Annotated in this window: 24 protein-coding genes and 1 pseudogene; 12 read left to right on the top strand and 13 right to left on the bottom strand. The window is 62.2% G+C overall.

The window, feature by feature from the left end:
* Positions 1–221 precede the first annotated feature (221 nt).
* Genes rsmI through gshB form a run of 3 tightly spaced genes read left to right on the top strand, consistent with a single transcriptional unit; the run spans position 222 to position 2,558 of the window.
* Positions 222–1,178: a 16S rRNA (cytidine(1402)-2'-O)-methyltransferase gene (rsmI, locus tag RSO67_RS17870; protein ID WP_315839948.1), complete on the top strand. Its 957-nt coding sequence runs from the start codon at positions 222–224 to the stop codon at positions 1,176–1,178.
* Positions 1,165–1,578 carry a YraN family protein gene (locus RSO67_RS17865; protein ID WP_315839947.1) on the top strand — a complete coding sequence of 138 codons (414 nt, stop codon included), beginning with the start codon at positions 1,165–1,167 and terminating at the stop codon, positions 1,576–1,578. The genes rsmI and RSO67_RS17865 overlap by 14 nt, the downstream gene beginning before the upstream one ends.
* A gap of 38 nt (positions 1,579–1,616) precedes the next feature.
* On the top strand, positions 1,617–2,558 hold the full coding sequence (gene gshB / locus RSO67_RS17860) for a glutathione synthase (RefSeq protein WP_315839946.1): 942 nt from the start codon (positions 1,617–1,619) through the stop codon (positions 2,556–2,558).
* Positions 2,559–2,569: 11 nt separating this feature from the next.
* On the opposite strand, the gene RSO67_RS17855 is transcribed toward gshB, so the two are convergent.
* Positions 2,570–2,752, bottom strand: coding sequence for a hypothetical protein (locus tag RSO67_RS17855; protein ID WP_315839945.1), 183 nt, complete (start codon positions 2,750–2,752; stop codon positions 2,570–2,572).
* On the opposite strand from RSO67_RS17855, the gene RSO67_RS17850 reads away from it, so the two are divergent.
* Positions 2,751–3,731 carry an MBL fold metallo-hydrolase gene (locus RSO67_RS17850; RefSeq protein WP_315839944.1) on the top strand — a complete coding sequence of 327 codons (981 nt, stop codon included), beginning with the start codon at positions 2,751–2,753 and terminating at the stop codon, positions 3,729–3,731. The genes RSO67_RS17855 and RSO67_RS17850 overlap by 2 nt on opposite strands.
* A gap of 72 nt (positions 3,732–3,803) precedes the next feature.
* Here RSO67_RS17850 and RSO67_RS17845 read toward each other — a convergent pair whose 3' ends face one another.
* Positions 3,804–4,838: a diguanylate cyclase domain-containing protein gene (locus tag RSO67_RS17845; protein WP_315839943.1), complete on the bottom strand. Its 1,035-nt coding sequence runs from the start codon at positions 4,836–4,838 to the stop codon at positions 3,804–3,806.
* A 182-nt stretch (positions 4,839–5,020) separates the two neighbouring features.
* On the opposite strand from RSO67_RS17845, the gene RSO67_RS17840 reads away from it, so the two are divergent.
* The 4 genes from RSO67_RS17840 to RSO67_RS17825 all read left to right on the top strand — a co-directional run bounded on the left by RSO67_RS17840 (position 5,021) and on the right by RSO67_RS17825 (position 10,647).
* Positions 5,021–6,559: a YifB family Mg chelatase-like AAA ATPase gene (locus RSO67_RS17840; RefSeq protein WP_315839942.1), complete on the top strand. Its 1,539-nt coding sequence runs from the start codon at positions 5,021–5,023 to the stop codon at positions 6,557–6,559.
* A 107-nt stretch (positions 6,560–6,666) separates the two neighbouring features.
* The gene (locus tag RSO67_RS17835) at positions 6,667–7,137 is read left to right on the top strand and encodes a hypothetical protein (RefSeq protein ID WP_315839941.1); all 471 of its coding nucleotides are present in this window, start codon (positions 6,667–6,669) and stop codon (positions 7,135–7,137) included.
* A 174-nt stretch (positions 7,138–7,311) separates the two neighbouring features.
* Complete coding sequence (locus RSO67_RS17830; RefSeq protein WP_315839940.1) at positions 7,312–9,558, top strand: PAS domain-containing hybrid sensor histidine kinase/response regulator; 2,247 nt, start codon at positions 7,312–7,314, stop codon at positions 9,556–9,558.
* A gap of 138 nt (positions 9,559–9,696) precedes the next feature.
* The gene (locus tag RSO67_RS17825) at positions 9,697–10,647 is read left to right on the top strand and encodes a GNAT family N-acetyltransferase (protein ID WP_315844291.1); all 951 of its coding nucleotides are present in this window, start codon (positions 9,697–9,699) and stop codon (positions 10,645–10,647) included.
* 4 nt (positions 10,648–10,651) lie between these two features.
* Here RSO67_RS17825 and coaA read toward each other — a convergent pair whose 3' ends face one another.
* The 7 genes from coaA to hisB are packed head-to-tail and all read right to left on the bottom strand — an operon-like array spanning position 10,652 to position 15,305.
* Positions 10,652–11,605: a type I pantothenate kinase gene (gene coaA / locus RSO67_RS17820; RefSeq protein ID WP_089263094.1), complete on the bottom strand. Its 954-nt coding sequence runs from the start codon at positions 11,603–11,605 to the stop codon at positions 10,652–10,654.
* Between the two features lie 28 nt (positions 11,606–11,633).
* On the bottom strand, positions 11,634–11,954 hold the full coding sequence (locus tag RSO67_RS17815; protein ID WP_089263096.1) for a phosphoribosyl-ATP diphosphatase: 321 nt from the start codon (positions 11,952–11,954) through the stop codon (positions 11,634–11,636).
* A gap of 48 nt (positions 11,955–12,002) precedes the next feature.
* Positions 12,003–12,764, bottom strand: a complete 762-nt coding sequence (hisF, locus tag RSO67_RS17810; protein WP_315839939.1) for an imidazole glycerol phosphate synthase subunit HisF — start codon at positions 12,762–12,764, stop codon at positions 12,003–12,005.
* A gap of 10 nt (positions 12,765–12,774) precedes the next feature.
* The gene (hisA, locus tag RSO67_RS17805) at positions 12,775–13,506 is read right to left on the bottom strand and encodes a 1-(5-phosphoribosyl)-5-[(5-phosphoribosylamino)methylideneamino]imidazole-4-carboxamide isomerase (RefSeq protein WP_315839938.1); all 732 of its coding nucleotides are present in this window, start codon (positions 13,504–13,506) and stop codon (positions 12,775–12,777) included.
* Complete coding sequence (gene hisH / locus RSO67_RS17800) at positions 13,503–14,153, bottom strand: imidazole glycerol phosphate synthase subunit HisH (protein ID WP_231078636.1); 651 nt, start codon at positions 14,151–14,153, stop codon at positions 13,503–13,505. Before hisH ends, hisA begins: the two co-directional genes overlap by 4 nt.
* The gene (locus RSO67_RS17795) at positions 14,150–14,680 is read right to left on the bottom strand and encodes a DUF2628 domain-containing protein (protein ID WP_315839937.1); all 531 of its coding nucleotides are present in this window, start codon (positions 14,678–14,680) and stop codon (positions 14,150–14,152) included. Before RSO67_RS17795 ends, hisH begins: the two co-directional genes overlap by 4 nt.
* 31 nt (positions 14,681–14,711) lie before the next feature.
* On the bottom strand, positions 14,712–15,305 hold the full coding sequence (gene hisB / locus RSO67_RS17790; protein ID WP_315839936.1) for an imidazoleglycerol-phosphate dehydratase HisB: 594 nt from the start codon (positions 15,303–15,305) through the stop codon (positions 14,712–14,714).
* 200 nt (positions 15,306–15,505) lie between these two features.
* On the opposite strand from hisB, the gene hslV reads away from it, so the two are divergent.
* The 3 genes from hslV to hslU are packed head-to-tail and all read left to right on the top strand — an operon-like array spanning position 15,506 to position 18,029.
* Positions 15,506–16,078, top strand: coding sequence for an ATP-dependent protease subunit HslV (hslV, locus tag RSO67_RS17785; RefSeq protein ID WP_068730238.1), 573 nt, complete (start codon positions 15,506–15,508; stop codon positions 16,076–16,078).
* The gene (locus RSO67_RS17780) at positions 16,075–16,686 is read left to right on the top strand and encodes a DUF2585 domain-containing protein (RefSeq protein ID WP_315839935.1); all 612 of its coding nucleotides are present in this window, start codon (positions 16,075–16,077) and stop codon (positions 16,684–16,686) included. The genes hslV and RSO67_RS17780 overlap by 4 nt, the downstream gene beginning before the upstream one ends.
* A 41-nt stretch (positions 16,687–16,727) precedes the next feature.
* Positions 16,728–18,029, top strand: a complete 1,302-nt coding sequence (hslU, locus tag RSO67_RS17775; protein WP_315839934.1) for an ATP-dependent protease ATPase subunit HslU — start codon at positions 16,728–16,730, stop codon at positions 18,027–18,029.
* Positions 18,030–18,190: 161 nt separating this feature from the next.
* Here hslU and RSO67_RS17770 read toward each other — a convergent pair whose 3' ends face one another.
* From RSO67_RS17770 to RSO67_RS17760, 3 genes are read right to left on the bottom strand one after another with little or no spacing between them, the layout of a single operon-like run.
* Positions 18,191–18,784 carry a Smr/MutS family protein gene (locus tag RSO67_RS17770; protein ID WP_315839933.1) on the bottom strand — a complete coding sequence of 198 codons (594 nt, stop codon included), beginning with the start codon at positions 18,782–18,784 and terminating at the stop codon, positions 18,191–18,193.
* The gene (locus RSO67_RS17765) at positions 18,781–20,613 is read right to left on the bottom strand and encodes an MltA domain-containing protein (RefSeq protein WP_315839932.1); all 1,833 of its coding nucleotides are present in this window, start codon (positions 20,611–20,613) and stop codon (positions 18,781–18,783) included. Before RSO67_RS17765 ends, RSO67_RS17770 begins: the two co-directional genes overlap by 4 nt.
* Positions 20,510–21,205 (bottom strand): Tim44/TimA family putative adaptor protein, encoded by a 696-nt coding sequence (locus tag RSO67_RS17760; protein ID WP_068730234.1) that lies wholly within the window; start codon positions 21,203–21,205, stop codon positions 20,510–20,512. The genes RSO67_RS17765 and RSO67_RS17760 overlap by 104 nt, the downstream gene beginning before the upstream one ends.
* Before the next feature lie 503 nt (positions 21,206–21,708).
* Here RSO67_RS17760 and secB point away from each other — a divergent pair.
* Positions 21,709–22,187, top strand: a pseudogene (secB, locus tag RSO67_RS17755) (protein-export chaperone SecB).
* A 61-nt stretch (positions 22,188–22,248) separates the two neighbouring features.
* On the opposite strand, the gene dnaQ reads toward secB, so the two are convergent.
* The gene (dnaQ, locus tag RSO67_RS17750; protein ID WP_315839931.1) at positions 22,249–22,950 is read right to left on the bottom strand and encodes a DNA polymerase III subunit epsilon; all 702 of its coding nucleotides are present in this window, start codon (positions 22,948–22,950) and stop codon (positions 22,249–22,251) included.
* Positions 22,951–22,974 lie beyond the last annotated feature (24 nt).

The raw sequence follows: 22,974 nt of genomic DNA, 5'->3' as shown, positions 1-22,974 counted from the left end.
TCTCTTCTTTCGGCCGCATCAGATCGGCCCGCCTCGGCACCCACTATATAGTGTGAGGCGCGGATTCAGACATATTGTCGGCGATAAGTTAACCAAAACAAAAGCTTTATGTCCGGCATACCCCATCACCGCGGCCGGATTAGCACGATGGGAATGAACCACAGCCAAACGTCTGAAAAACGGCTGTCCCCCTTTGGCGCAATTCGCTCTACATTGTCGCCATGCGCGCAACACCCCTTTCCTCATCGCCTGCGGACGCCGCGGCGCCGTCGGCCCGGACCTTCACGGTCTCCGGCCATCTGCTCATGGCACCGAAAGCTGTTCCGGGGCTGCATCTTGTGGCCACGCCGATCGGCAACCTTGGCGACATCACCCTACGCGCGCTGGAAACCCTGGCGGGGGTCGATATCATCGCCTGTGAAGACACCCGCATCACCCGCCGGCTCACCGAGCGCTACGGGATCTCCGGTACGCTCAAGCAGTATCACGAGCACAATGCCGAACAGGCGCGGCCGAAGATCCTCGAAAAGCTGTCGCAGGGCGCGTCCATCGCGCTGGTGTCGGATGCCGGCACACCATTGATTTCCGACCCCGGCTTCAAGCTGGTGCGCGAGGTCACCGCCGCAGGCTTCAGCGTGATCTCGCTGCCGGGGCCATCCTCGGTGCTGGCCGCGCTGGCCGTGTCGGCGCTGCCGACCGATCGCTTCTTCTTCGAGGGCTTTCTGCCATCGCGGCAGATGGCACGCCGCTCACGCCTCACGGAGCTGGCTGCCATCGACGCCACGCTAGTGATGTTCGAATCCGGCAACCGCGTGCAGGACACGCTGGTCGATCTCGCCGATATCATGGGCAACCGCGATGCGGCGATCTGCCGCGAGCTCACGAAGATGCATGAAGAGGTCAATCGCGGGCCGATTGCCGATCTGGCCAAGGAGGCCGATGGGCTGGAGACCCGCGGTGAATTCGTACTCGTCATCGGGCCACCGGCTGCGGATGCGCAGGCCATGACCGAGGACGATCTCGATGCCCTGCTGCGCAGCTCGTTGCAGCGCGATAGCGTCAAGGATGCCGTGGCGCATGCGGTCGAACTGTCCGGCCGGCCGCGCCGCGCCGTTTATGCCCGCGCGCTGGAACTGGCGAAGGAGATTCACAGGGACTCCGGTGATGGCGAAGACTGACAAAGTCTCCGCACCGAAGCCCACAGCCAGACCGGCTGCGCCGGAGCGCGTCGCCGCGTTCAATACCGGCCTCTCAGCCGAAAGCCGTGCCGCTGCTTTATTGCTGGCCAAGGGCTATCGCATCCTCGCCCGCCGCTTTCGTACCCCGCATGGCGAGATCGACATCGTCGCTAGGAAGCGCAACCTGATCGCCTTTGTCGAGGTGAAGGCCCGCGCCAGCCTGAACGAGGCCGCCTATGCGGTGACGCCGCGCCAGCAGGCCCGGATCATGGATGCCGCCCAGGGCTGGCTGATGGCACATCCCGAACATGCGGAATTCGACCTTCGTTTTGACGTCGTGCTGATTGCGCCAAGACATTTGCCACGCCATCTGTTAGCGGCATTCGACGCCTCGACCTGAGCTTTCGCCTCCCCGACCACAATTCCGGACCTTGCAGCATGACCTTGAACGTCGCCGTCCAGATGGACCCCATTGCGCGCATCAATCACAAGGGCGATTCGACCTTCGCGATGTTGCTGGAAGCCCAGAAGCGTGGCCACAAACTGTCCTATTACACGCCGGACAAGCTCTCGCTGCGCGGCAATGACGTGGTGGCGCCGGTGCAATCGCTGTCGGTGCGCGACGTCGAAGGCGATTACTTCACCCTCGGCGATCCCACCCGCACCAACATGGAATCCTTCGACGTGGTGTTGCTGCGGCAGGACCCGCCGTTCGATCTCGCTTATATTACCTCGACACATCTTCTGGAGCGCATCCATCCGAAGACGCTGGTGGTCAATGATCCTGCTTCCGTGCGCAACGCGCCGGAGAAGATCTTCGTGATGGGCTTCTCGGACCTGATGCCACCGACGCTGATCTCGCGCGACAAGGACGAGATCAATGCATTCCGCGCCGAGCATGGCGCGGTGGTGATGAAGCCGCTGCATGGCCATGGCGGCGCAGCGGTGTTTCGCGTGCTGCCGCAGGACATGAACTTCGGTTCGCTCTACGATCTGTTCTCCGTGACATTCAAGGAACAGTGGGTGATCCAGCGCTTCCTTCCCGAAGTGAAACATGGCGACAAACGCATCATCCTGATCGACGGTGAATTCGCCGGCGCGGTGAACCGCGTGCCGGCTGAAGACGATTTGCGCTCCAACATGGTGCGTGGCGGCGCCGCCAAGGCCACCGAACTCTCGCCGCGTGAGCGCGAAATCTGCGAACGTGTCGGACCGGCGCTGCGTGACCTCGGTCTGCTGTTCGTCGGCATCGATGTGATCGATGGCAATCTCACCGAGATCAACGTGACGTCGCCCACGGGCATTCGCGCCATCGCCAAGCTTGGCGGACCGGATGTCGCCGCGCGGGTCTGGGACGTGATCGAAGCGAAGCGGAAGTAACTCCGCTCGCGTCACTCGTTGCGCTGCGTCAATGCTTGACGCAGCGGTTTAAATTCCATTCGTCGCAATTCTTTACCCGCTGCTTTTGCTTGCCAGTCATTGAGGGCAAGGGCAGCATGTTGATGCACGCCCGACCAATCGGGCGGCCCGCCACATTTGGCGGCAAGCAAAAGCATATCAGTGGAGAAACGCATGACTTCAGACGTTTCGCGAAGGTCCCTGCTCTCGCTCGGCGCAGGGCTGGGCGCTAATCTCCTCGCTCCCGGCCTCATCGGCAGCGCATCGGCCAAGGCACCAAAGCTCGGCACACAGGCGCCCTACTTCCACCGTTTCATGTTAGGCAGTGCGGAAGTCACCGTTGTCTCCGACGGACCTTTGCCGCTCGGCGATCCCTCCGGCACATTCGTCGGCGTGCCCAAGGAAGACGTGCAGAAGATGTTGACGGATAATTTCCTCAGCAGCAGCAATGTCGTGCTCGAACAGAACGCGCCGATCGTCAACATGGGCGACAAGCTCATCCTGTTCGACACCGGCATGGGCACGTCACAACTGTTCGGCAACACCACGGGCCGCCTGCAGAAGAGCATGGCCGAGGCCGGTATCAAACCTGGCGATATCGACGCTGTGGTGTGCTCCCATGCCCATATCGATCATATCGGCGGCATCGTCGATGCCAATGACAAGCCGCTGTTTCCCAATGCGCAGGTCTATCTCAGCGAGGAAGATTTCAAGTTCTGGACCGACGAAAGTAAACTCGGTTCGCCGCTAAAGGACTTCATCGTCCATGCCCGCAAGAACCTGCTGCCAGTGAAGGATCGCCTGGTGTTCTTCAAGGACGGACAGGAGTTCCTGCCGGGCATCACCGCGATGCATGCGCCCGGGCACACGTTTGGCCACCATATGTTCATGATCCAGTCGGACGGAAAGTCCTTCGCATTCCTCGGCGATCTTACCCATCATCAAGTGCTGTTGCTGGAGAAGCCGCGGATGGAGTTCGCCTATGATTCCGATCCGAAGATGGCGGCGGCGACGCGGGTGAAGATGCTGGACATGCTGGTAGCCAACAAGACCGCCGTGATGTCTTACCACTTCGCCTGGCCGGGCTATGGCCATGTGGTCAAATCAGGCGACGGCTTCCGCTATATCGCCGAGCCGATGGTGATGAATCTCTAGCGGAAATCCTGCGACAATCCTGCGGCGATCTTGAGACAATGACCGCCGCAGGAATTCTGCAGCAATTTATCCTCACGCCGCCGATGACGTATCCCGCGCGCGCCGCTCCGCACCGCGTTTGTAGATCCGGAACGTGCCGCGTCCGGCATCCTTCGCCGCATAGAGCGCCGAGTCGGCCATGGCTGCCAATTGCGATGACGTGCAGTTATCGGCCAGTGCGATGCCGACCGAAGCGCCGACCCGCAACTGTTGTCCTCGATGATCGATCGGCAGGCCTAGCTGCGTGACGATGGCCCGCGCGGTCTCAGAGGCTTCCTCGAATTGTGCGTGAGGCCCCAGCAGAACGGCAAACTCATCACCGCCAAGGCGCGCCACCAGTTCCGCGCCGGCGCAGATGTTGCGGATTCGATTTGCAACGACAGTCAGGCAGGCATCGCCGGCGGCGTGGCCGAAGCAGTCATTGACCGGCTTGAATTCATCGAGATCGACCAGCAGCAGCGCGCCGAACGGCTTTGCCTTGCTGGCCGACGCCGCATCGAACAGCGACAGCTTGGTTTGAAACTGGCTGCGATTGGCGAGTCCGGTCAGCGTATCGAACTCGGCGAGATAGCGATTGCGATCCGCCAGAATTTTCTCTTCGGTGATGTCCTGCTTCATGCCGAAGATGCGGACGGCAACGCCATCGACCGACTCGACTGTGGCCGTGATCCTGATCCAGCGCCGGTTACCCTTGAAGGTGATGATCTCCGCATCGAGACTGAAGCCGGTTCGATCTTCGATTGCCTTGCTGCGCCGCTTCGTCAGTTCCCTGACGGATTCTTCTGGATAACAGGCGAGCGCCTCCTCGCGAATCGGCGTCGAGCCGCGCGGTAGATCGAAGATGTCGTAGACAACATCGGTCCAGACCAGCGATTCATCGGAGAGGTCGCATTCCCAGACGCCGATTCGCGCCGCGGCCGAGGAGCGATCGAAGATCTTCCGGCTATGCGCCAGCGAAGCAGCCTGTTGGTCGATGATGGCTTGCTGGGCTTCGATCTGGGCCTTCAGCGCGGCGATCAGATCGGCATCATCCGGAGCGTCTGGCGTCATCGGCAAGCGATCTGACATCTGCGGGCACCCGGTCTTCGTCTCGAAGCTCATAGGATGCTTTGCATGACGTGCTTAAGATTCTCTACGCCAATGGCCGACTTCGGCCAAAACCAGCATACTTTACCGCTGCATTTCGTTCACTGATTGTTCTTGAATTAGAAGCAACCTTAGGTTACGCTCTCATCTCGAATGAGGGCGGCATGGTTCAACGCGTTTCCACCGTAGCCTTTGAGGGGATCGAGGCCCGCGCGGTCGACGTGCAGGTTCAGGTCGTGCCCGGCCTGCCGAATTTCCTGATCGTCGGCCTGCCCGACAAGGCAGTGTCCGAGGCCCGCGAACGGGTCCGCGCGGCGCTGGTCGCCTCGGGTCTGGCGCTGCCGGCGCGACGCATCATCGTTAATCTCGCACCGGCTGACTTACCGAAGGAAGGCAGCCATTACGATCTGCCGATTGCGCTGGGACTGATGGCTGCGATCGGCGCGATTCCGCCGGATGCATTGACGGGCTTCACTGTACTCGGTGAACTCGGCCTCGATGGTTCGCTCGCTCCCGTGGCCGGCGTACTGCCTGCAGCGATCGGCGCCAACGCGCGCGACGAGGGATTGATCTGTCCGGCAGCCTGCGGCGCGGAAGCCGCCTGGGCCAGCCCAGACATTCAGATCATCGCCGCGACATCGCTGATCCAGATCGCCAATCACTTCAAAGGTACGCAGGTTCTGTCGCGGCCGCAGCCGAGAATACATGCGCGTGAGGAAACGCTGCTGGATCTGCGGGACATCAAGGGACAGGAAAGTGCCAAACGCGCGCTGGAAATCGCTGCGGCAGGCGGCCATCACCTGCTGATGGCCGGCAGTCCCGGATCGGGAAAATCCATGCTGGCGGCACGGCTGCCGTCGATCCTGCCGCCGCTGTCGCCGGCGGAGCTGCTCGAAGTCTCGATGATTGCATCGGTGGCCGGCGAGATCAAGGACGGCGCACTCACCTCACGCCGGCCGTTCCGCGCACCGCATCATTCCGCCAGCATGGCCGCCCTCACCGGCGGCGGGTTGCGCGCGCGGCCGGGCGAGATTTCGCTGGCGCATCAGGGGGTGCTGTTTCTCGATGAACTGCCAGAGTTCGATCCGCGCGTGCTGGATTCGCTGCGCGCACCGCTCGAGAATGGCGAGGTGGCGGTCTCGCGCGCCAATCACCGCGTCACCTATCCTGCGCGATTCATGCTTGTTGCTGCGATGAATCCATGCCGGTGCGGTCACGCTTTCGAGCCGGGCTTCTCCTGCAAGCGCGGCCGCATCGATCGCTGCACCTCGGATTATCAGGCGCGCATCTCCGGCCCCTTGATGGATCGCATCGATCTGCGCATCGAAGTGCCCGCGGTGACCGCGGCGGATCTCATTCTGCCGCCACCGTCGGAAGGTTCCGCCGAAGTTGCGGCGCGTGTCGCCGCCGCGCGCGATCTGCAGACCATGCGTTATGCCGCGGCGGGATTAGCGGGCACACATACCAATGCTTCCGCGCCCGCCTCCGTGCTGGAAACGGTTGCGCAGCCGGATGCGCAGGGACTGACATTGTTGCGCGATGCCGCCGAAACGATGCGACTGACCGCGCGCGGCTATCACCGCGTGCTGCGCGTGGCGCGGACGCTGGCGGATCTCGACGGCGCCGAGAAAATCGGGCGGCTGCATCTGGCCGAGGCGCTGTCTTACCGCGCGCTGGCGGAGGACGTTCGACGGGCTGCTTGACGTCACCTCATCGCCGCTGATGTGGCCGTCAACGCGATAGTAACGAGTTTTGTTTACGCTCTGCTCACCATAACCCCGCGTTACGGGGCCAGGGAGAGTACCGTGTCATGCTGCGTTTCAAGATTTTAGCCTCGACGATTCCTTTGGTACTCGCGGCATTTCTCGCCCGTGGCGATCTCGTAGCCGGCACGCATCCCTGCATCTCCACCGGTGAGACCACCATCCAGATCGCCACCATGCCCTGGCAGGCGCAATCGCATGTCAGCTTCACCAGCGACCCCTTGCAGGCAACCGTCCGTGTGCAAATCGTCGATAGTGCTGACACCGCCGACTTCGTCGTACTTGATGACGTCGATGCCGCGGAACCGGATGCTTGTCCCGTCACCGCTGCGACGCGCTTCATCCGCATTGCCGACACATCCGCGAGTTCGGAATCCGTCATCTATCTGTCGGAGGAAGGTGACGCCGACTACCGGATCTTCGTGAAGTCTCGCAGCTTCACGGCACGCGATGCCGCCGCGCTGATCGTCAGCGCCCACAGCCGCAGCCCGGCGCGGATGGCGGCGGCCAGCCTCTAGGCCGCGCATTAACGCTTCATCAACCATGTCTGCGCCGGCAAATTCAAAACTGCCACCGCGCAAGCACTTGGCAACAACATACCCGCATAGTTCCGACATCTGCGATTGCCTGATCGCGGCCTGTAGTCGCGTGCAAGCGCGAGCCATGATGTGACCAAGCCGGAGTGCTGATCTGTGGCGAAAGGTGTTTTCCGGATCAAGGTCTACTTCCGCCGCTTCGCGCGCCGTTTTCCGTTGCTTGCTTTCGTCATTCGCTCCTTCGTGATGTTCTCGGCTGCCTTCGGTGGCGCCTATGGTTTCATCTCTGGTTCGACCTCCAAAGACTCCGGCTACGATCCGCACGCTTTTGCGATCGGCGCCAGCTTCCTGTTCGCGCTGGCCTGCGTCGCCCTGGCCACCATGAGCATTCGCATGCGCTTCATGGGCAAGCGGATGCGCAAGCTGACTGCGCACAACGAAGCCCTGGTCGACCGGAACTGGGAATTGAAGGAAGCCGAAGAGCGCGCGCGCAGCCTGTTCGAGGCACAGGGCGACCTCATTGTGATCCGCGACAGCGAAGGCTGCATCACCTTCGTCAACGATGCCTATTGCACGCTGGCGGAACAATCGCGCGAAGCATTGATCGGCAGCCGCTTCGAACTCACGCTGCTGGAGCAGGGCGATATCGCCAACGAGCCCAACGGCACCAGCGTGCACGATCAGAAGATCGCCACGGCGACCGGTCCGCGCTGGATCGCTTGGCGCGAAGGTCTGGTGCGGATCGATGCGGGCCAGCCCGCCGAGTTGCAATGCGTGGGTCGCGATGTCACCGACCGCACCCAGACCGAGCGCGCCCTCGGTGAAGCGCGCGACCATGCCAATGCCGCCAACCGCGCCAAGTCGCGTTTCCTTGCGATGGCGTCGCATGAAATCCGCACGCCGCTGAACGGCATTCTCGGCATGAGCGGCTTGCTGCTCGATACGCCGTTGACACCCGAACAGACCACTTACGCCAAGGCCGTGAAGACCTCCGGCGATGCGCTGCTGTCGCTGATCGAGGAGTTGCTGGATTACTCCAAGATCGAGGCCGGCAAGATCGATCTGGAACATCGCCCCTTTGCACTAGCCGGATTGATCGAGGACATCACCGAATTACTGGCGCCGCGTGCGCAGGCCCGCAATCTCGAAATCGCGGCCTATGTCGACGAGCGACTGCCGCTGACAGTGATGGGCGATGCGGCGCGCCTGCGGCAAGTGCTGCTCAATCTCGCCGGCAATGCCATCAAGTTCACGGCGACCGGCGGCGTAGCGCTGATCGTCGAACCCGGCATCTGGCCGAACGAAATCTCTTTCCTGGTGCGCGACACCGGCATCGGCATCGCGCCGGATGCGCAGCAGCGTATCTTCCGCGAATTCGAACAGGCAGACGAGGGCACCGCGCGCCACTATGGCGGAACGGGTCTTGGCCTCAGCATCAGCGAGCGTATCGTCAAGCGCATGAACGGCCGTATCACGCTGCAAAGCGAACTCGGCGCCGGTTCGACCTTCGAAGTGTCGATCCCAATGGTCGCGTCCGACAGCGGCACCGCGACCTTCGTGCCGCCGGATCTTACGGGCCTTTCGGTGATGCTGGTGGCGCCACAAACCATCGAAGCTTCGCTCACAGCCCTGCGACTCGGGCGATGGGGCGCGCAGACCTGCACTGTCTCCGATCTCGCCGTCGCGCAAGCGCTGCTGCCCGAACGTTCATGGCACGCCGTCATGATCGATCGCGCTCTTGGTGCTGACGCTGCCGAGCAGCTTGCGAACGCTGCAATTCCGCACGCGCTGCGACGGATCGTGCTGTTCACGCCGGCGATGCGTCATGAGCTGCAGCCCACAACGCCGAGTGCGTTCACCGGGTATCTGGTGAAGCCACTGCGCGCGACCTCGCTCGCCGCGCGCCTGACATTGCAGACGGACTCACCGACAATCGCCGCCGATGATCCGTTGGATCGTGATCCGGCCACACCGGAACCAACGGCGGCGATGGCACCCAGCCTCTCGATCCTGGTCGCCGAAGACAATGAGATCAATGCGCTACTGATGCGCTCGTTGCTGACGCGGCTTGGCCACAAGCCCGTCGTGACCACCAATGGCGAAGAGGCACTGGAATCTTGGCTCGCCTCCGACTCCGCAGGTACGCCCTATGACCTCGTCCTGATGGATATCCAGATGCCGAAGCTCGACGGCATCGAGACCACCAAACGCATTCGCGCGCGCGAGGCCGGTCAACGCGTCAGGCGTACCCCGATCCTGGCCCTCACAGCGAATGCACTGGTCGAAGATCGCTATGCCTGTTTCGAGGCCGGCATGGACGGCTTCCTGATGAAGCCGCTGGACCGCGACAAGCTCGCCGAAGCCCTCAAGGGACTCGCCAAGACGCGGCACGTCGCCGCCTAGCAGCTCCACCTTCGCTGTCACACCCCCGCAACACGCCCGTCACACGGCTGTTGAGCGCCCGTGATGTCTGGTGCGGATAAGCCGCATCGATGATTCGCGTGATGCCTGCGGCACAAGGCGATTGAGTTGGGGATGGCCATGCACGGCAACGAACTGGTGCGACCGAAGCAGGGTTTCATGCAGATGTTGCGGCCCCAGAACATGAGCGCCGCTGCGCAAACTGCGATCACCTGGTTCAAGCCGCCGCTGCATCTCGATCCCGCCAACGGTATTCCAGTCGCCACTACTTCGCTGGGCCGGATGGGTCCGCTCGAAGTTCGCCTCGCGCAGGACAAGCGCGACGTAAAGCGCGCGCAGCGTCTGCGCTACAAGGTATTCTACAAGAACGGCACCGCGATCGCCGACGCCGCCACGATGCTGGCACGCCGCGACAAGGATGCATTCGACAAGATCTGCGATCACCTTCTCGTCGTCGATCACGACGCCAAGCCCACGCTATCCGGCAAGCAGCCGGTGGTCGGCACCTATCGCCTGCTACGCCACGAGGCGGCCATGCAGAATGGCGGCTTCTATACCGACAGCGAATTCGATCTGTCGGGGATGATCGAGCGCCATGCGGGTCTGCGGTTTCTCGAACTCGGTCGCTCCTGCGTGCTTCCGCGCTACCGCAACAAGCGCACCGTCGAATTACTGTGGCAGGGCATCTGGAGCTACGTGCGACAGAACAAGTTCGACGTCATGATCGGTTGCGCCAGTTTTGAAGGCACCGATCCGGATCGTCTGGCATTGCCGCTATCGTTTCTGCACCACAATGCGCGCGCGCCCGAAGCCTGGCGCGCCCGCGCGCATCCGTCGCGCTATGTCGAGATGAACCGGATGGCCGCGGATGCCATCGACACCAAGGCGGCGCTTCGTGCGCTACCGCCGCTGATCAAAGGCTATCTACGGATCGGCGCCATGATCGGCGACGGCGCCGTGATCGATCATCAGTTCGGCACCACCGACGTTCTGATCGTGATGCCGGTGACATCGATCGGCGCACGCTATATCGAGCATTTCAGCACGGACGCGTCACGCCACGCGGCGTAATCGCTTAGAGGCGACGCAGCGCGACGTTTTCCACCACGTGATCCGCGCCCTTCTTGAGGATAAGCGTAGCACGCGGTCGCGTCGGCAGGATGTTGTCTTCGAGATTGGCGAGGTTGGTGCGCTCCCAGATCGCAAGCGCCGTCGCCGTGGCTTCTTCATCCGACAGCAATGCGTAGCGGTTGAAATACGATCGCGGATCGTGGAATGCGGTGTCGCGCAGCGCCAGAAACCGTCTCACATACCAGTCGCGCAGCACCGGCTCATCGGCATCAATATAGACGGAGAAGTCGAAGAAGTCGGAGACCACGGGCACGGCCTTGCCGTCGCGCGGCAGACGCCCGGTCTGCAGCACGTTGACGCCTTCGACGATCAGGATGTCGGGTTGATCGACCTCGACCCACTTGTTCGGAACCACGTCATAAGTGAGATGCGAATACACAGGCGCGCGGACGGCATTGCGGCCGGCTTTGATGTCGCTGAGAAACTGCAGCAGCGTCGGCAGATCGTAGCTTTCGGGAAAGCCCTTCTTCTGCATGATGCCTTCGCGCTCGAGCACCGCATTCGGATAGAGAAAGCCGTCCGTTGTGACGAGATCGACCTTGGGCCGCGGCGACCATCTTGCGAGCAGCGCCTGCAGCACGCGGGCGGTGGTCGACTTGCCGACAGCCACCGATCCGGCGACACCGATGATATAGGGCATCTTGCGATCCTCGATGCCGAGGAATTTGCGCTGCGCGTAATACAGACGTTGCGTCGCCGTGACATAGATCGAGAGCAGGCGGGACAGCGGCAGGTAAATCTCTTCGACCTCGCGCAGGTCGAGGCGATCGTACATCGAACGCAGGGCGGCGATCTCGCCGGCCTCCAGCGTCATCGGCGTATCGTCGCGCAGCTTGGCCCACTGCTCCCGCGAGAAATTCCGATAGGGATTGTATTGTTGGTCTGCCCGCATATCCATGAAGCGGTCCCCGTTGTGATCGACGCTGTTACTCGCTCTTGCGCGACGCTTTCTCTTGCAGTCCGGATTGCGACGTGCGCTGACCGAGCGCCGCCTCGACTTCCTGAATCGTCACGCCGCGCGCCTTCAGCAGCACCAGCAGATGAAACAGCAGGTCGGCACTTTCATTGATCAGATTGGTGCGATCGTTCTCGACCGCCGCGATCACGGTCTCGACCGCTTCCTCACCGAATTTCTTGGCGCAATGCTCCGCGCCCTTGTCGAGCAGCTTGCGGGTATAGGACGCGTCGCCACCCGCCGCCGCGCGGGCGTCGATGGTATCGGCAAGGTCATGAAGCGTAAAAGCCATTTCGGCGCCTTGTTGGCTGGGCAGCGCAAACTCCTGCCAGAGATTGACCTAGGGGTCGAGCCGCATCGGCAGTCCGGCCCGGACCATATGCTCCTTGGCCTCGCGAATGGTAAATTCCCCGAAGTGAAAAATCGAGGCCGCCAGCACCGCAGTGGCGTGGCCGTTACTGATACCATCGACCAGATGATCGAGATTACCGACGCCGCCCGAGGCGATTACCGGTACGCCGACGCTGTCGGCGATGGCCCGGGTCAATTCGATATCGAAGCCGGAGCGGGTGCCGTCGCGATCCATCGATGTGAGCAGGATTTCGCCCGCACCCAATGAAACGACTTCCTGGGCGAATTCGATAGCATCGATGCCGGTCGACTTGCGGCCGCCATGGGTAAAGATCTCCCAGCGCGAGCCGGACCGTTTGGCGTCGATCGCCACCACGATGCACTGGTCGCCGAACTTCTCGGCGGCTTCCTTGACGAACTGGCGATTGGCCACCGCGGCCGAATTGATCGAGACCTTGTCGGCACCGGCGCGCAGCAGCGTCTTGATATCGTCCACCGTACGCACGCCGCCGCCGACCGTCAGCGGCATGAAGCAGGCTTCAGCGGTGCGGCGCACCACGTCCATCATGGTGCCGCGGTTTTCGTGGGTGGCGTTGATATCGAGGAAAGTGAGCTCGTCGGCGCCAGCGGCGTCATAGGCGATCGCAGCCTCTACGGGATCGCCGGCATCGCGCAGGTCGACGAAATTGACGCCCTTCACCACGCGTCCATCCTTGACGTCGAGGCAGGGGATGACGCGGACTTTGAACATGGCTCGGTCCTTATGCCGCCTGCTTGATGAGCTTCAGCGCCTCGGCCGGATCAATCCGCCCGTCATACAGCGCACGGCCGGAGATCGCGCCTTCGAGCTTCGCAGCGCGTGGCTCAAGCATGGCCTTGATATCATCGATGGAGGCAAGGCCGCCCGAGGCGATCACCGGAATTGAAATCGAATCGGCCAGCGCAATCGTCGCATCCCAATTGATACCCTTGAGCAAGCCATCGCGCGCGATGTCGGTGAAGATAATCGCGGCGACGCCGGCATCTTCAAAACGCTGTGCGATTTCGAGTGCGGTGACAGTCGAGGTCTCGGCCCAGCCTTCGACGGCAACCTTGCCGTCGCGCGCATCGAGGCCAACGGCCACCTTGCCGGGGAATTTCTTCGCGGCTTCCTTTACGAGCGCGGGATCGCGCACCGCAGCCGTGCCGATGATGACGCGGGCGATGCCCTTGGCCAGCCAGGCTTCGACCGTCTTGAGATCGCGAATGCCGCCGCCGAGCTGCACTGGCATCTTGATGGTAGCGAGCATCGACTCCACAGCCTGCGCGTTCACCGGCTTGCCGGCAAAGGCGCCGTCGAGATCGACGACATGAAGATATTCGAAGCCCTGGGTTTCGAAGTCGCGTGCCTGTGCGGCGGGATCGAGGTTGAACACAGTGGCACGCGCCATGTCGCCCTGCTCGAGGCGAACGCACTGGCCGTTTTTCAGATCGATGGCGGGAAAGAGAATCACGGCTTCCACTTCAGAAAATTCGAAATCAGGGCCAGCCCGAAACGCTGGCTCTTTTCGGGATGAAATTGCGTACCGATCGCGGTGTCCTTGCCGACGATAGCGGTAATGGGACCACCGTAATCGGCGCGCGCCAATACATCGGCCTCGTTGACCGCGTTCAGGTGATAGGAGTGCACGAAGTAAGCATGGCGACCCTTCGGCCCGAGGGGCAAGCGCTCCAGCACGGCGTGCTCACGCACCATATCGAGCGTGTTCCAGCCCATATGGGGGATCTTCAGATTCTCTTCGCGCGGCTGGATCTTCTCGACATCGCCGGCAATCCAGTTGAGCCCATCGGTCGTGACGTGTTCCTTGCCCTTGGTCGCCATCAGCTGCATGCCGACGCAGATACCGAAGAAAGGCCGCGCCTTGTCGCGCACCGCTTCGGTCATCGCCTCGACCATGCCATCCAGCGAATCCAGTCCCTTGCGGCAATCCGCAAAGGCGCCGACGCCGGGCAGCACGATGCGATCGGCGCGGAACACCGCTTCGGGATCGCGCGTGACGATGATTTTCTCCGGCACATCCATGCTGCGCGCGGCGCGCTCGAACGCTTTCGCTGCGGAGTGCAGATTGCCGGAGCCGTAATCGATAATGGCAACGCTCACCGTGTCACTCCCGGTTGCGGGAATAACCCGATGATGTCGTGTTGCGCCGGAGACGGCGGACGTGAGAAAGACTGGCTGGGAACGTGACGGGTCGGCGGCGGACCGCCGCGATCGCTCGCCCACTGATCGTTGACGGCGTTGTGTTGGGCGGTCCAGCGATCGAAGAAGCGACGCTCGGCGGCATCCTTGTTATTGGCGACGACCACATCGAGCTGACGCCACTTGCCGCGCGACAGGGTCCAGCGGCGCAGGCTGGCGCCCTCGAAGCCCATCAGCAGCGCAAACAGCAGCATCACGACGAAACGGGCGCCGATATCGACCTTCAACAGCGACAGCGCGACTTCGCCCGCGATCGACAGCACGACATAGCCGAGCGACGCCCACCACAGCCGATGATAGATCAGCCAGATGAGGCCGGCGACGAAGGCCCAGAAATGGAATCCATCGCGCACGAACTCGAACTTGTCCGTTGCCGCAAACGGCTCAGGGCCAGCACCGCGAGGCGCATGAACTGTGTAGACCGGCATGGCAAACTCCGCCCGAAACCGTAAAGGCCGATCAGCCGCCGAGCTGACCCTTGGTGGATGGCACTTCGCCGGCATTGCGCGGATCGATCGCAACAGCCGTCCGCAGCGCCCGCGCCAGACCCTTGAAGCAGGATTCGGCAATGTGATGGCTGTTCTCGCCATATAGGGTTTCGACGTGCAAAGTCACGCCCGCATTGCCGGCAAAGGCATTAAACCACTCGCGCACCAGTTCGGTGTCGAATTCGCCGATCTTGTGGGTCGGGAAGGTGGACTTGAACACCAGCACCGGCCGGCCGGAAATATCCAGCGCCACTCGGGTCAGGGTCTCGTCCATCGGCATATAGACCGAGGCATAGCGGGTGATCCCTGCCATGTCGCCGAGCGCCTGCTTGACCGCCTGGCCGAGCGCGATGCCGACATCCTCCACCGTGTGATGGAAATCGACATGAAGGTCGCCGACCGCCTTCACGGTGACGTCGATGCGGGAATGGCGGGCGAGCAGATCGAGCATATGGTCGAAGAAGCCGATTCCGGTGGTCGATTTGGATACGCCGGTACCGTCGAGGTTCACGGAGACCTCGATGTCGGTTTCCTTGGTCTTGCGCTTGATCGTCGCCGTGCGCATGAAAACGCCTCTCCGCCTGCTGAAAACGCGCCCTTTTAACAGGGAGATGACACCTTCGCTACCGCGGGAGAGCCGATTCCGGATCGATCTTTGCGCCTATGGTGACCGGAATCCGCGCGCATCGGCCGCTGGCCTATGCTTCCTCACCGGATTTGCAACGGCCGGTATCCGTGCCTAGATCAGGCGCTCAAGAGGTTTCCATGAACGCATCTTATTCGGCTTCCCATGATGGATCGTCTCCGGTCTGGCACGGCACCACCATCCTGACCGTCCGCAAGGGCGGTAAAGTCGTGATCGGCGGCGACGGCCAGGTCTCGATCGGCCAGACGGTCATCAAATCCAACGCCAAAAAGGTCCGTAAGCTGGGCAAGGGCGACGTGATCGGCGGCTTTGCCGGCGCCACGGCGGACGCCTTCACCTTGTTCGAGCGGCTGGAGGCCAAATTGGAACAGTATCCCGGCCAATTGACCCGGGCCGCGGTCGAGCTCGCCAAGGACTGGCGCACAGACCGGTATCTGCGCCGGCTGGAAGCCATGATGATCGTCGCCGACAAGGACGTTTCGTTGGTGCTCACCGGTACCGGCGACGTGCTGGAACCGGAAGCCGGCGTAATGGCCATCGGCTCCGGCGGCAATTACGCACTGGCAGCGGCGCGGGCGCTGGTCGATACCGACCAGGATGCCGAGACCATCGTGCGCAAGTCGCTCGATATCGCCGCCGATATCTGCGTCTACACCAACCGGAACGTGACGCTGGAAATGCTGGAGGCATGACCGCCGCGGGTCACGATACCCGCGCGTCTTCCGTCACCGGCCTCTCGGTCACGCAGGGCGTCGCGATCGCGCTCGGTCTGCTCGCGCTGCAGGCAACACTTCTCTATGCGATGGGACGGCTGCCGATCTGCGCCTGTGGCTACGTGAAGCTCTGGCATGGCGTGGTGCTGAGTTCGGAGAATTCACAGCACCTCACCGACTGGTACACCTTTTCCCACATCATCCATGGCTTCTTGTTCTACGCCGCCACCTGGCTGCTGTTTCCGCGGCTGTCCTGGATCGCGCGGCTGATCGTAGCGATGCTCGTGGAAGGCGGCTGGGAGCTGCTGGAAAATTCGAGCTGGATCATCGAGCGCTATCGCGCCGGAACGATGTCGCTGGATTATTTCGGCGACAGCATCGTCAATTCGCTGGCTGACACGCTGTCGATGATCACGGGCTTCATCCTGGCGCGGAAGCTGCCGGTCGCCGCTACCGTCGCGATCGCGCTTCTGTTCGAGATTCTGGTCGGCCTGCACATTCGCGACAATCTCACTTTGAACGTGATCATGCTGATTCATCCATTCGAAGCGATCCGAACCTGGCAGGCCGGGCCACCCATCATCTGATCCGCTTGTCCCAACGCCCTTCTCAACCTACGTAGAGCGACATGACCGACTTTTCCCCCCGCGAAATCGTTAGCGAACTCGACCGCTTTATCGTCGGCCAGCACGACGCCAAACGCGCAGTGTCCATCGCGCTGCGCAATCGCTGGCGGCGCCTGCAACTGACCGGATCGCTCCGCGAGGAAGTGCTGCCTAAGAATATTCTGATGATCGGGCCCACCGGCGTCGGCAAGACCGAGATCGCACGCCGGCTGGCGAAGCTCGCCGGCGCTCCTTTCATCAAGGTCGAGGCCACCAAGTTCACCGAAGTCGGTTATGTCGGCCGTGATGTCGAGCAGATCATCAGGGACCTCGTCGAGGTCGCGATCTCGCTGACCCGCGAGCGCAAGCGCAAGGACGTCCAGGCACGCGCACAGCTCGCCGCCGAGGATCGCGTGGTCGATGCACTGGTCGGCGCCACCGCAAGCGCGGCAACGAAAGAGTCGTTCCGCAAGAAGCTCCGCACCGGCGAGCTCAACGACAAGGAAATCGAGATCGAGGTGCAGTCGTCCGGCAGCCCGTCGATGTTCGAAATCCCGGGAATGCCCGGCGCGCAGATGGGCGCGATCTCGATTGGCGATATCTTCGGCAAGATGGGCAAGGGCACCAAGACGCGCCGTCTGCGCGTGGAAGACGCACATGAGCCGCTGGTGAATGAGGAAGCCGACAAGTTGCTCGACAGCGACGCACTTGTGCAGGAAGCGATTTCAGTGGTCGAGAATAACGGCATCGTGTTTCTCGACGAGATCGACAAGATCTGCGTGCGCGATGGGCGCAGCGGCGGCGAAGTCTCGCGCGAAGGCGTGCAACGCGACCTGCTGCCGCTGATTGAAGGCACCACCGTCTCGACCAAGCACGGCGCGGTGAAGACCGACCACATCTTGTTCATCGCATCCGGTGCATTCCATATTGCCAAGCCGAGCGATCTCCTGCCGGAATTGCAGGGCCGTCTGCCTATCCGCGTCGAGCTCAACGCGCTGACCCGCGATGACATGCGCCGCATTCTCACCGAGCCCGAGGCTTCGCTGATCAAGCAGTATGTCGCGCTGCTGCAGACCGAAGGCGTGATGCTCGAATTTGCAGATGATGCCATCGATGCACTGGCCGATGTCGCCGTTGCCGTGAATTCAACCGTCGAGAATATCGGAGCACGACGTTTGCAGACGGTGATGGAGAGGGTGCTCGACGAGATTTCCTTCGCTGCGCCCGATCGCAACGGCGAGACCATCCGAATCGATGCCGCCTATGTGCAGAAGCATGTGGGGGATCTGGCGAAGAATTCGGATCTGAGCCGGTTTATTTTGTAGTTCGCCAACCTCGTCGTTCCCCGCCACTCCGATTGGAGTGGCTGAGGGCGCGCTCATGCGCGAACCCGGAACCTCGTGCGGCCCTATCACTGCAAGATTTCGGGTCTGCACTGCAGCCGGCTTCGCCGACTTGCGTGCATCCCGGAATGACGAGTTTGGGCCTACCGCGCCCGCCTGATCCGCACATACAGCGCACCGGCGCCGCCGTGCCCGATATGCGCTTCCTCGAATCCCACCACCAGCGACCGAAATTCCGGCAGGCCCAGCCAAAGCGGTACCTGGCGGCGCAGGACGCCGCGCTCGGATTCCGGGCCGGTCGTGCGGCCCTTGCCGGTGATGACCAGCACGAAAGTCATGCCGTCATGGCTGGCGCGGTGCAGGAAGGCGGACAGCGCGTGATGCGCGCGCGTCTGCGTCATCCCGTGCAGATCGATCCGAGCATCGATCTCTTTGCGACCGCGCGAGAGCTGCGAACGTTCGCGACGGCCGAGCGGCGCCAGAGGCGGCACGGGCGGCGGCGCAGGCTTTGCGGTTTTGAGGACTCCCGGCGGTGCCGAGGTCATCTTCTTGGGCGCCGCGACTTTCAGAAGCGTTGGCGCGTCTTCCGCAGGCTCCGGCTTCACCACGCGCTTCTTGCGCAGCGGCTTGACCTGTTTGGCGACCAGTTCCCACAGCGCGCGCTCCTCTTCGCTCAGCACGCGGCGACGGCGCGGCGCCACGGGATCGATGAGTTGCGGTGGACGTGAACGCTTCATTGCCAGGGGAAACGGAAGAAGGATTGCGGCTGCTTCGCTGCGCGACGATACACGCGGTGCCTGGCTTTGGCACGGTTCGGTTTAACTTCCCGCTTCACTTCAGGTTTTACTTCGGGTTTTTTCTGTGACTTCCCCTCGGCTGCGACCTGAGGCGCGACCGCAGGCCGAGCCTCAGGCAATGGCACTGTCGTAGCCACGGATGGAGACGATGTCGGGGCGGGAGCGACTGTAGCCACAGCCGGTTTTGCAACTGGCAATGGCGGCGTCGCTGTCACCGTTGGCGCTACGGGTTTCGACGCGACCGATGTATCAGACTTGGACGTATCGGGCTTTGCTGCAGCCTTGTTATCGGTCGCGGAATTTTCGACCTTCGATGCTTCCGCAGGCTCCGTCTGCGGAAGCAGTTTTGCGATTCGCTCCGACGGCCGCGCATCGGGCAGCGGCATGTGATGGCCGCGCGCAGAGGGATCGAGACTCTTCGGCACCAGCATCACGAAGCGCGCAGGATGGCGCATCCGGCCGGCGACTCGGCCAGCTTCTGCGCCGGCGCCAAAATACAGATCGGCGCGGGCAGGGCCGATAATGGCCGAGCCGGTGTCCTGCGCCACCATCAGGCGACGGAACGGCGTCTTTGCCGTATCCGAGTCGACAGGCAGATCGCCTTCGATGAAGAACGGCGTGCCATAGACATGCAGCGACTTGTCGACGGCGATGGAGCGGCCCGGCGTCAACGGTACGCCTTGCGCACCGACGGCTTCGTCCTTGTCGGAGAGCTGCACCTCGCGGAAGAACACGTAAGAGCGGTTCTGCCGACGCAGTTCGCTCGCCGCATCGGGATTCTCATCCATATATTGACGGATGCGCTGCATCGACATCTGTTCACGCGGGATGATGCCGCGATCGATCAGCACGCGGCCGACCGGCGTGTAGCGATAGCCATTATGTGCATCGTAATTGATCCGCACCGTGCCGCCGTCTTCGAGGCGGACGCGCGCCGAGCCCTGGATCTGCGTGAACAGCAGATCGGTCTGACTCTTCAGCCAGACGATTTCGAGCCCGCGCCCGGCGATGGCGCCGTCTTCGATCTCACCACGATCATAATAAGGCACGAGTTTGCGACGGCCAATCTTGCGGAACACATCGCCGCCATTCGGCATGCTTGCGGATGACTGACGATAGCCGCGCACAAACAGATTCGACGGGCGGCGATAGACCGGCACGGTGTAAACGTCAGTCTTCGTGCGCGAACCGTCGATCACCGGCTCATAGTAGCCGGTGACGAAACCTTCGGGTTCGCCGAGCCGTGAGATACGCAGCGGCTGAAAATGGTCTTCAAAGAAGGCGCGGGCCTTGGCGCCATCGGAAATCTCGGCAGTTCTCGCAGCCCGGCAGGGATCGCGGAGCGTGGTGCCGAGCGCCTTGGAATCTGGTGGTGCCTTGCGTTGAGCTACAATCGGTTTGCAGCTGGTGCGAAAAGCCTGGAAGGCGAGGAGGTGATCGTCTTCGCTCCAGCCGGCGATATTGGCCCAAGCGACAGGCTCGTACTGGCTGCCTGTGAATTCGAACGGCCATTCCCGCGGCGGATTGTGCCGCGGGACATAGACAAATTGTGCGGGTTCATTCTTGACGTGCTTGGCGTGACGCCGGACCCGTGCGTCTGCAGGGGCAGGAACCAACGCAGCAGCAATCACGCACAGCGCGGCAAGCCGGCCGAGCCTGGCAGCGTTATTGCACGCTGCCGGTGCCAACCAGCTTCCAATTCGGATCGCGCGAAGTGATGTCGCGGGCAAAGGTCCACACGTCGGTGATGTCGCTGACCTTGTCGGCATTGCCGTCGACCACAGCGCCGGTCTTGTCGCGCGTCACCGAGATCATCTGCGACACGAAACGCACGGTGAGCTGCGCCGCGCGATCGCGCACCTCAGCGCCGACGAGTTCGGCCTTGTCGATCGAAACGAAACGGGTCTCGGTCTTCTGCTCGTTCTTCTCGCGGTCCTTGATGACGGCGTCGAACGAGTCGAACACTTCCGATGACAGCAGATCCTTCAGCGACCGACGATCGCCATTGGCAAAGGCCAACACGATCATCTCATAGGCGCCCTTCGCGCCGGTGATGAAATGGCGCGGATCGAACGACGAATCCTGGTCGACGATGGCATCGAGACCGGCGGCGAGCGGCGTGCCCGGTTCGGTGATGCCCTTCCAGCGCTCGGCGGGAGAGACGTCGGCGGCCGGTGCCGGCGCAGCCTGATCGATGGGACCGCCAGGCATCGGCACGACATTGCCTTCGGGCGGCAGAGCATCACGCGCGGCACGGTCGAAGGGCGGACGCTCTTCGCCGGTGCGCTGTCCGAGCACGTTGCGCAGGCGGATGAAAATGAAGACCGCCAGTGCCAGGAAGATGATGGTGTAAATGTCCACGTCTTATTGCTTTCTGATCGGTGCCGGGCATGCCCGGCGGAAGACTATGCCGCCCATCGCGGTCTGAAATCGGCTCCCAGAGGGTCGGGAGATCGCGTCATGGGCGAACCTGCTCCATGTAGACATGAAACTAAGCCCAGCCAATGGCGCGCCATCGTGTCCGGCTGCGGCAAAGCGGCCTTCGCACCGGCAGCCTCGACCGCAACCGTTTCGATAAATTCTAGCGCGTTTGTCCGTCAGAGGAAATCGGATCGAACGAGGAAAACCCGCACTTTCAGTCATTTAACGTGAATTCGGGGCGAATATGACCGGTTTTGCACCTGGATGCCCAAGCGGTGGGTCAAACCAGCGATTTTCTAGCGTCCAGGTTGCGGCGTGGCATCCTTGTCGAGTGCCGCAGGCCTATGATAGCCACTCGCCGCGATCACCTCATTCGACCGTTCGCGCGGATACCCGCGACGAACCGGTTCCACCCGCCCGGCAGCGCTTCAGGAGAATTTTCGATGGCAAACGGCAACGGCACCCCTCCGGAGCAGTCACCCCCCAGCTCAATGTACTGGCGCAGTACACCAAAGACCTGTCGTTCGAAAACCCGAACGCTCCAGCCTCGCTGGCACCGCAGGCCCAGCAGCCGAACATCAATATCCAGATCAATGTCGGCGCCAACAATCTCTCCGAGAGCGAATATGAAGTGACGCTGTCGGTCGAGGGCAAGGCCGAGAACGCCGGCTCGGTGCTGTTCTCGTTCGAACTGGCCTATGCCGGCGTATTCCGCATCGTCAACGTGCCGCAGGAAAACCTGCACCCGCTGGTCATGATCGAATGCCCGCGCCTGCTGTTCCCGTTCGCGCGCGAAATCATCGCTACCGCGGTGCGCGATGGCGGCTTCCCGCCGCTGATGCTCGATCCCGTGGATTTCGTCGGTCTGTACCGGCAGAACCTGGAACGCCAGGCTCAGGCCGACGCTGGTCCGGCAAACTAAGTTCGGGTGCTCCAAACAATAAGCTTACGTCATGGCCGGGCTTGTCCCGGCCATTGTCGTTTTACGACGGCGCTCCCAGAAATTCGTTCCAGATTGCCTTCTCGCCCATCGTTGCGACAAAGGCGCGGTGCTCGGCGCGATCAGCTTCGGTCACGCGCGGCGCAAGTGCGATCTCGCGCTGGCGGCGCGGGGCGTCATTGATGCTGCCGGTGCGCTGCGCAGGCGCTTCGTCCGCCAGGATCAGTTGCGACTGCCGGGCGCCAATGAGGTCGATATAGACTTCCGCCAGCAATTCAGAGTCGAGCAGCGCGCCGTGCTTGGTACGGCGGGAATTGTCGATCGCATAGCGGGCGCAGAGATCGTCGAGCTTGTTCGACACACCGGGATGCTTGCGCCGCGCCAGCAGCAGCGTGTCAACGAGACGCTCGCGCGGCACCGGCGGGCGCTTGATGCGATCGAGTTCGGCATTGATGAAGCCGAGGTCGAACATGCCGTTGTGAATCACCAACGGCGAATCGCCGATGAAAGCCATAAAGTCGTCGACCACTTCGTGAAACAGCGGCTTGGTCGACAGGAACTCGGCCGACAGCCCGTGCACGTTGAACGCTTCCTGAGGCATGTCGCGCTCGGGATTAACGTAGACATGGAAAGTCTGGCCGGTCGGCATCCGGTTGAAGATTTCGAGGCAACCGATTTCCACCAGCCGATCGCCCCGGAGGGGATCGAGGCCCGTGGTTTCGGTATCCATGACGATTTCACGCATCAAACTAAGCCGGTTGTCGAATCA

The sequence above is a fragment of the Tardiphaga sp. 709 genome (assembly GCF_032401055.1).
Taxonomy (GTDB): Bacteria; Pseudomonadota; Alphaproteobacteria; order Rhizobiales; family Xanthobacteraceae; genus Tardiphaga.
The sequence above is the reverse complement of the archived record's forward strand: the minus strand, read 5'-3'. Positions and strand labels throughout refer to the sequence as shown.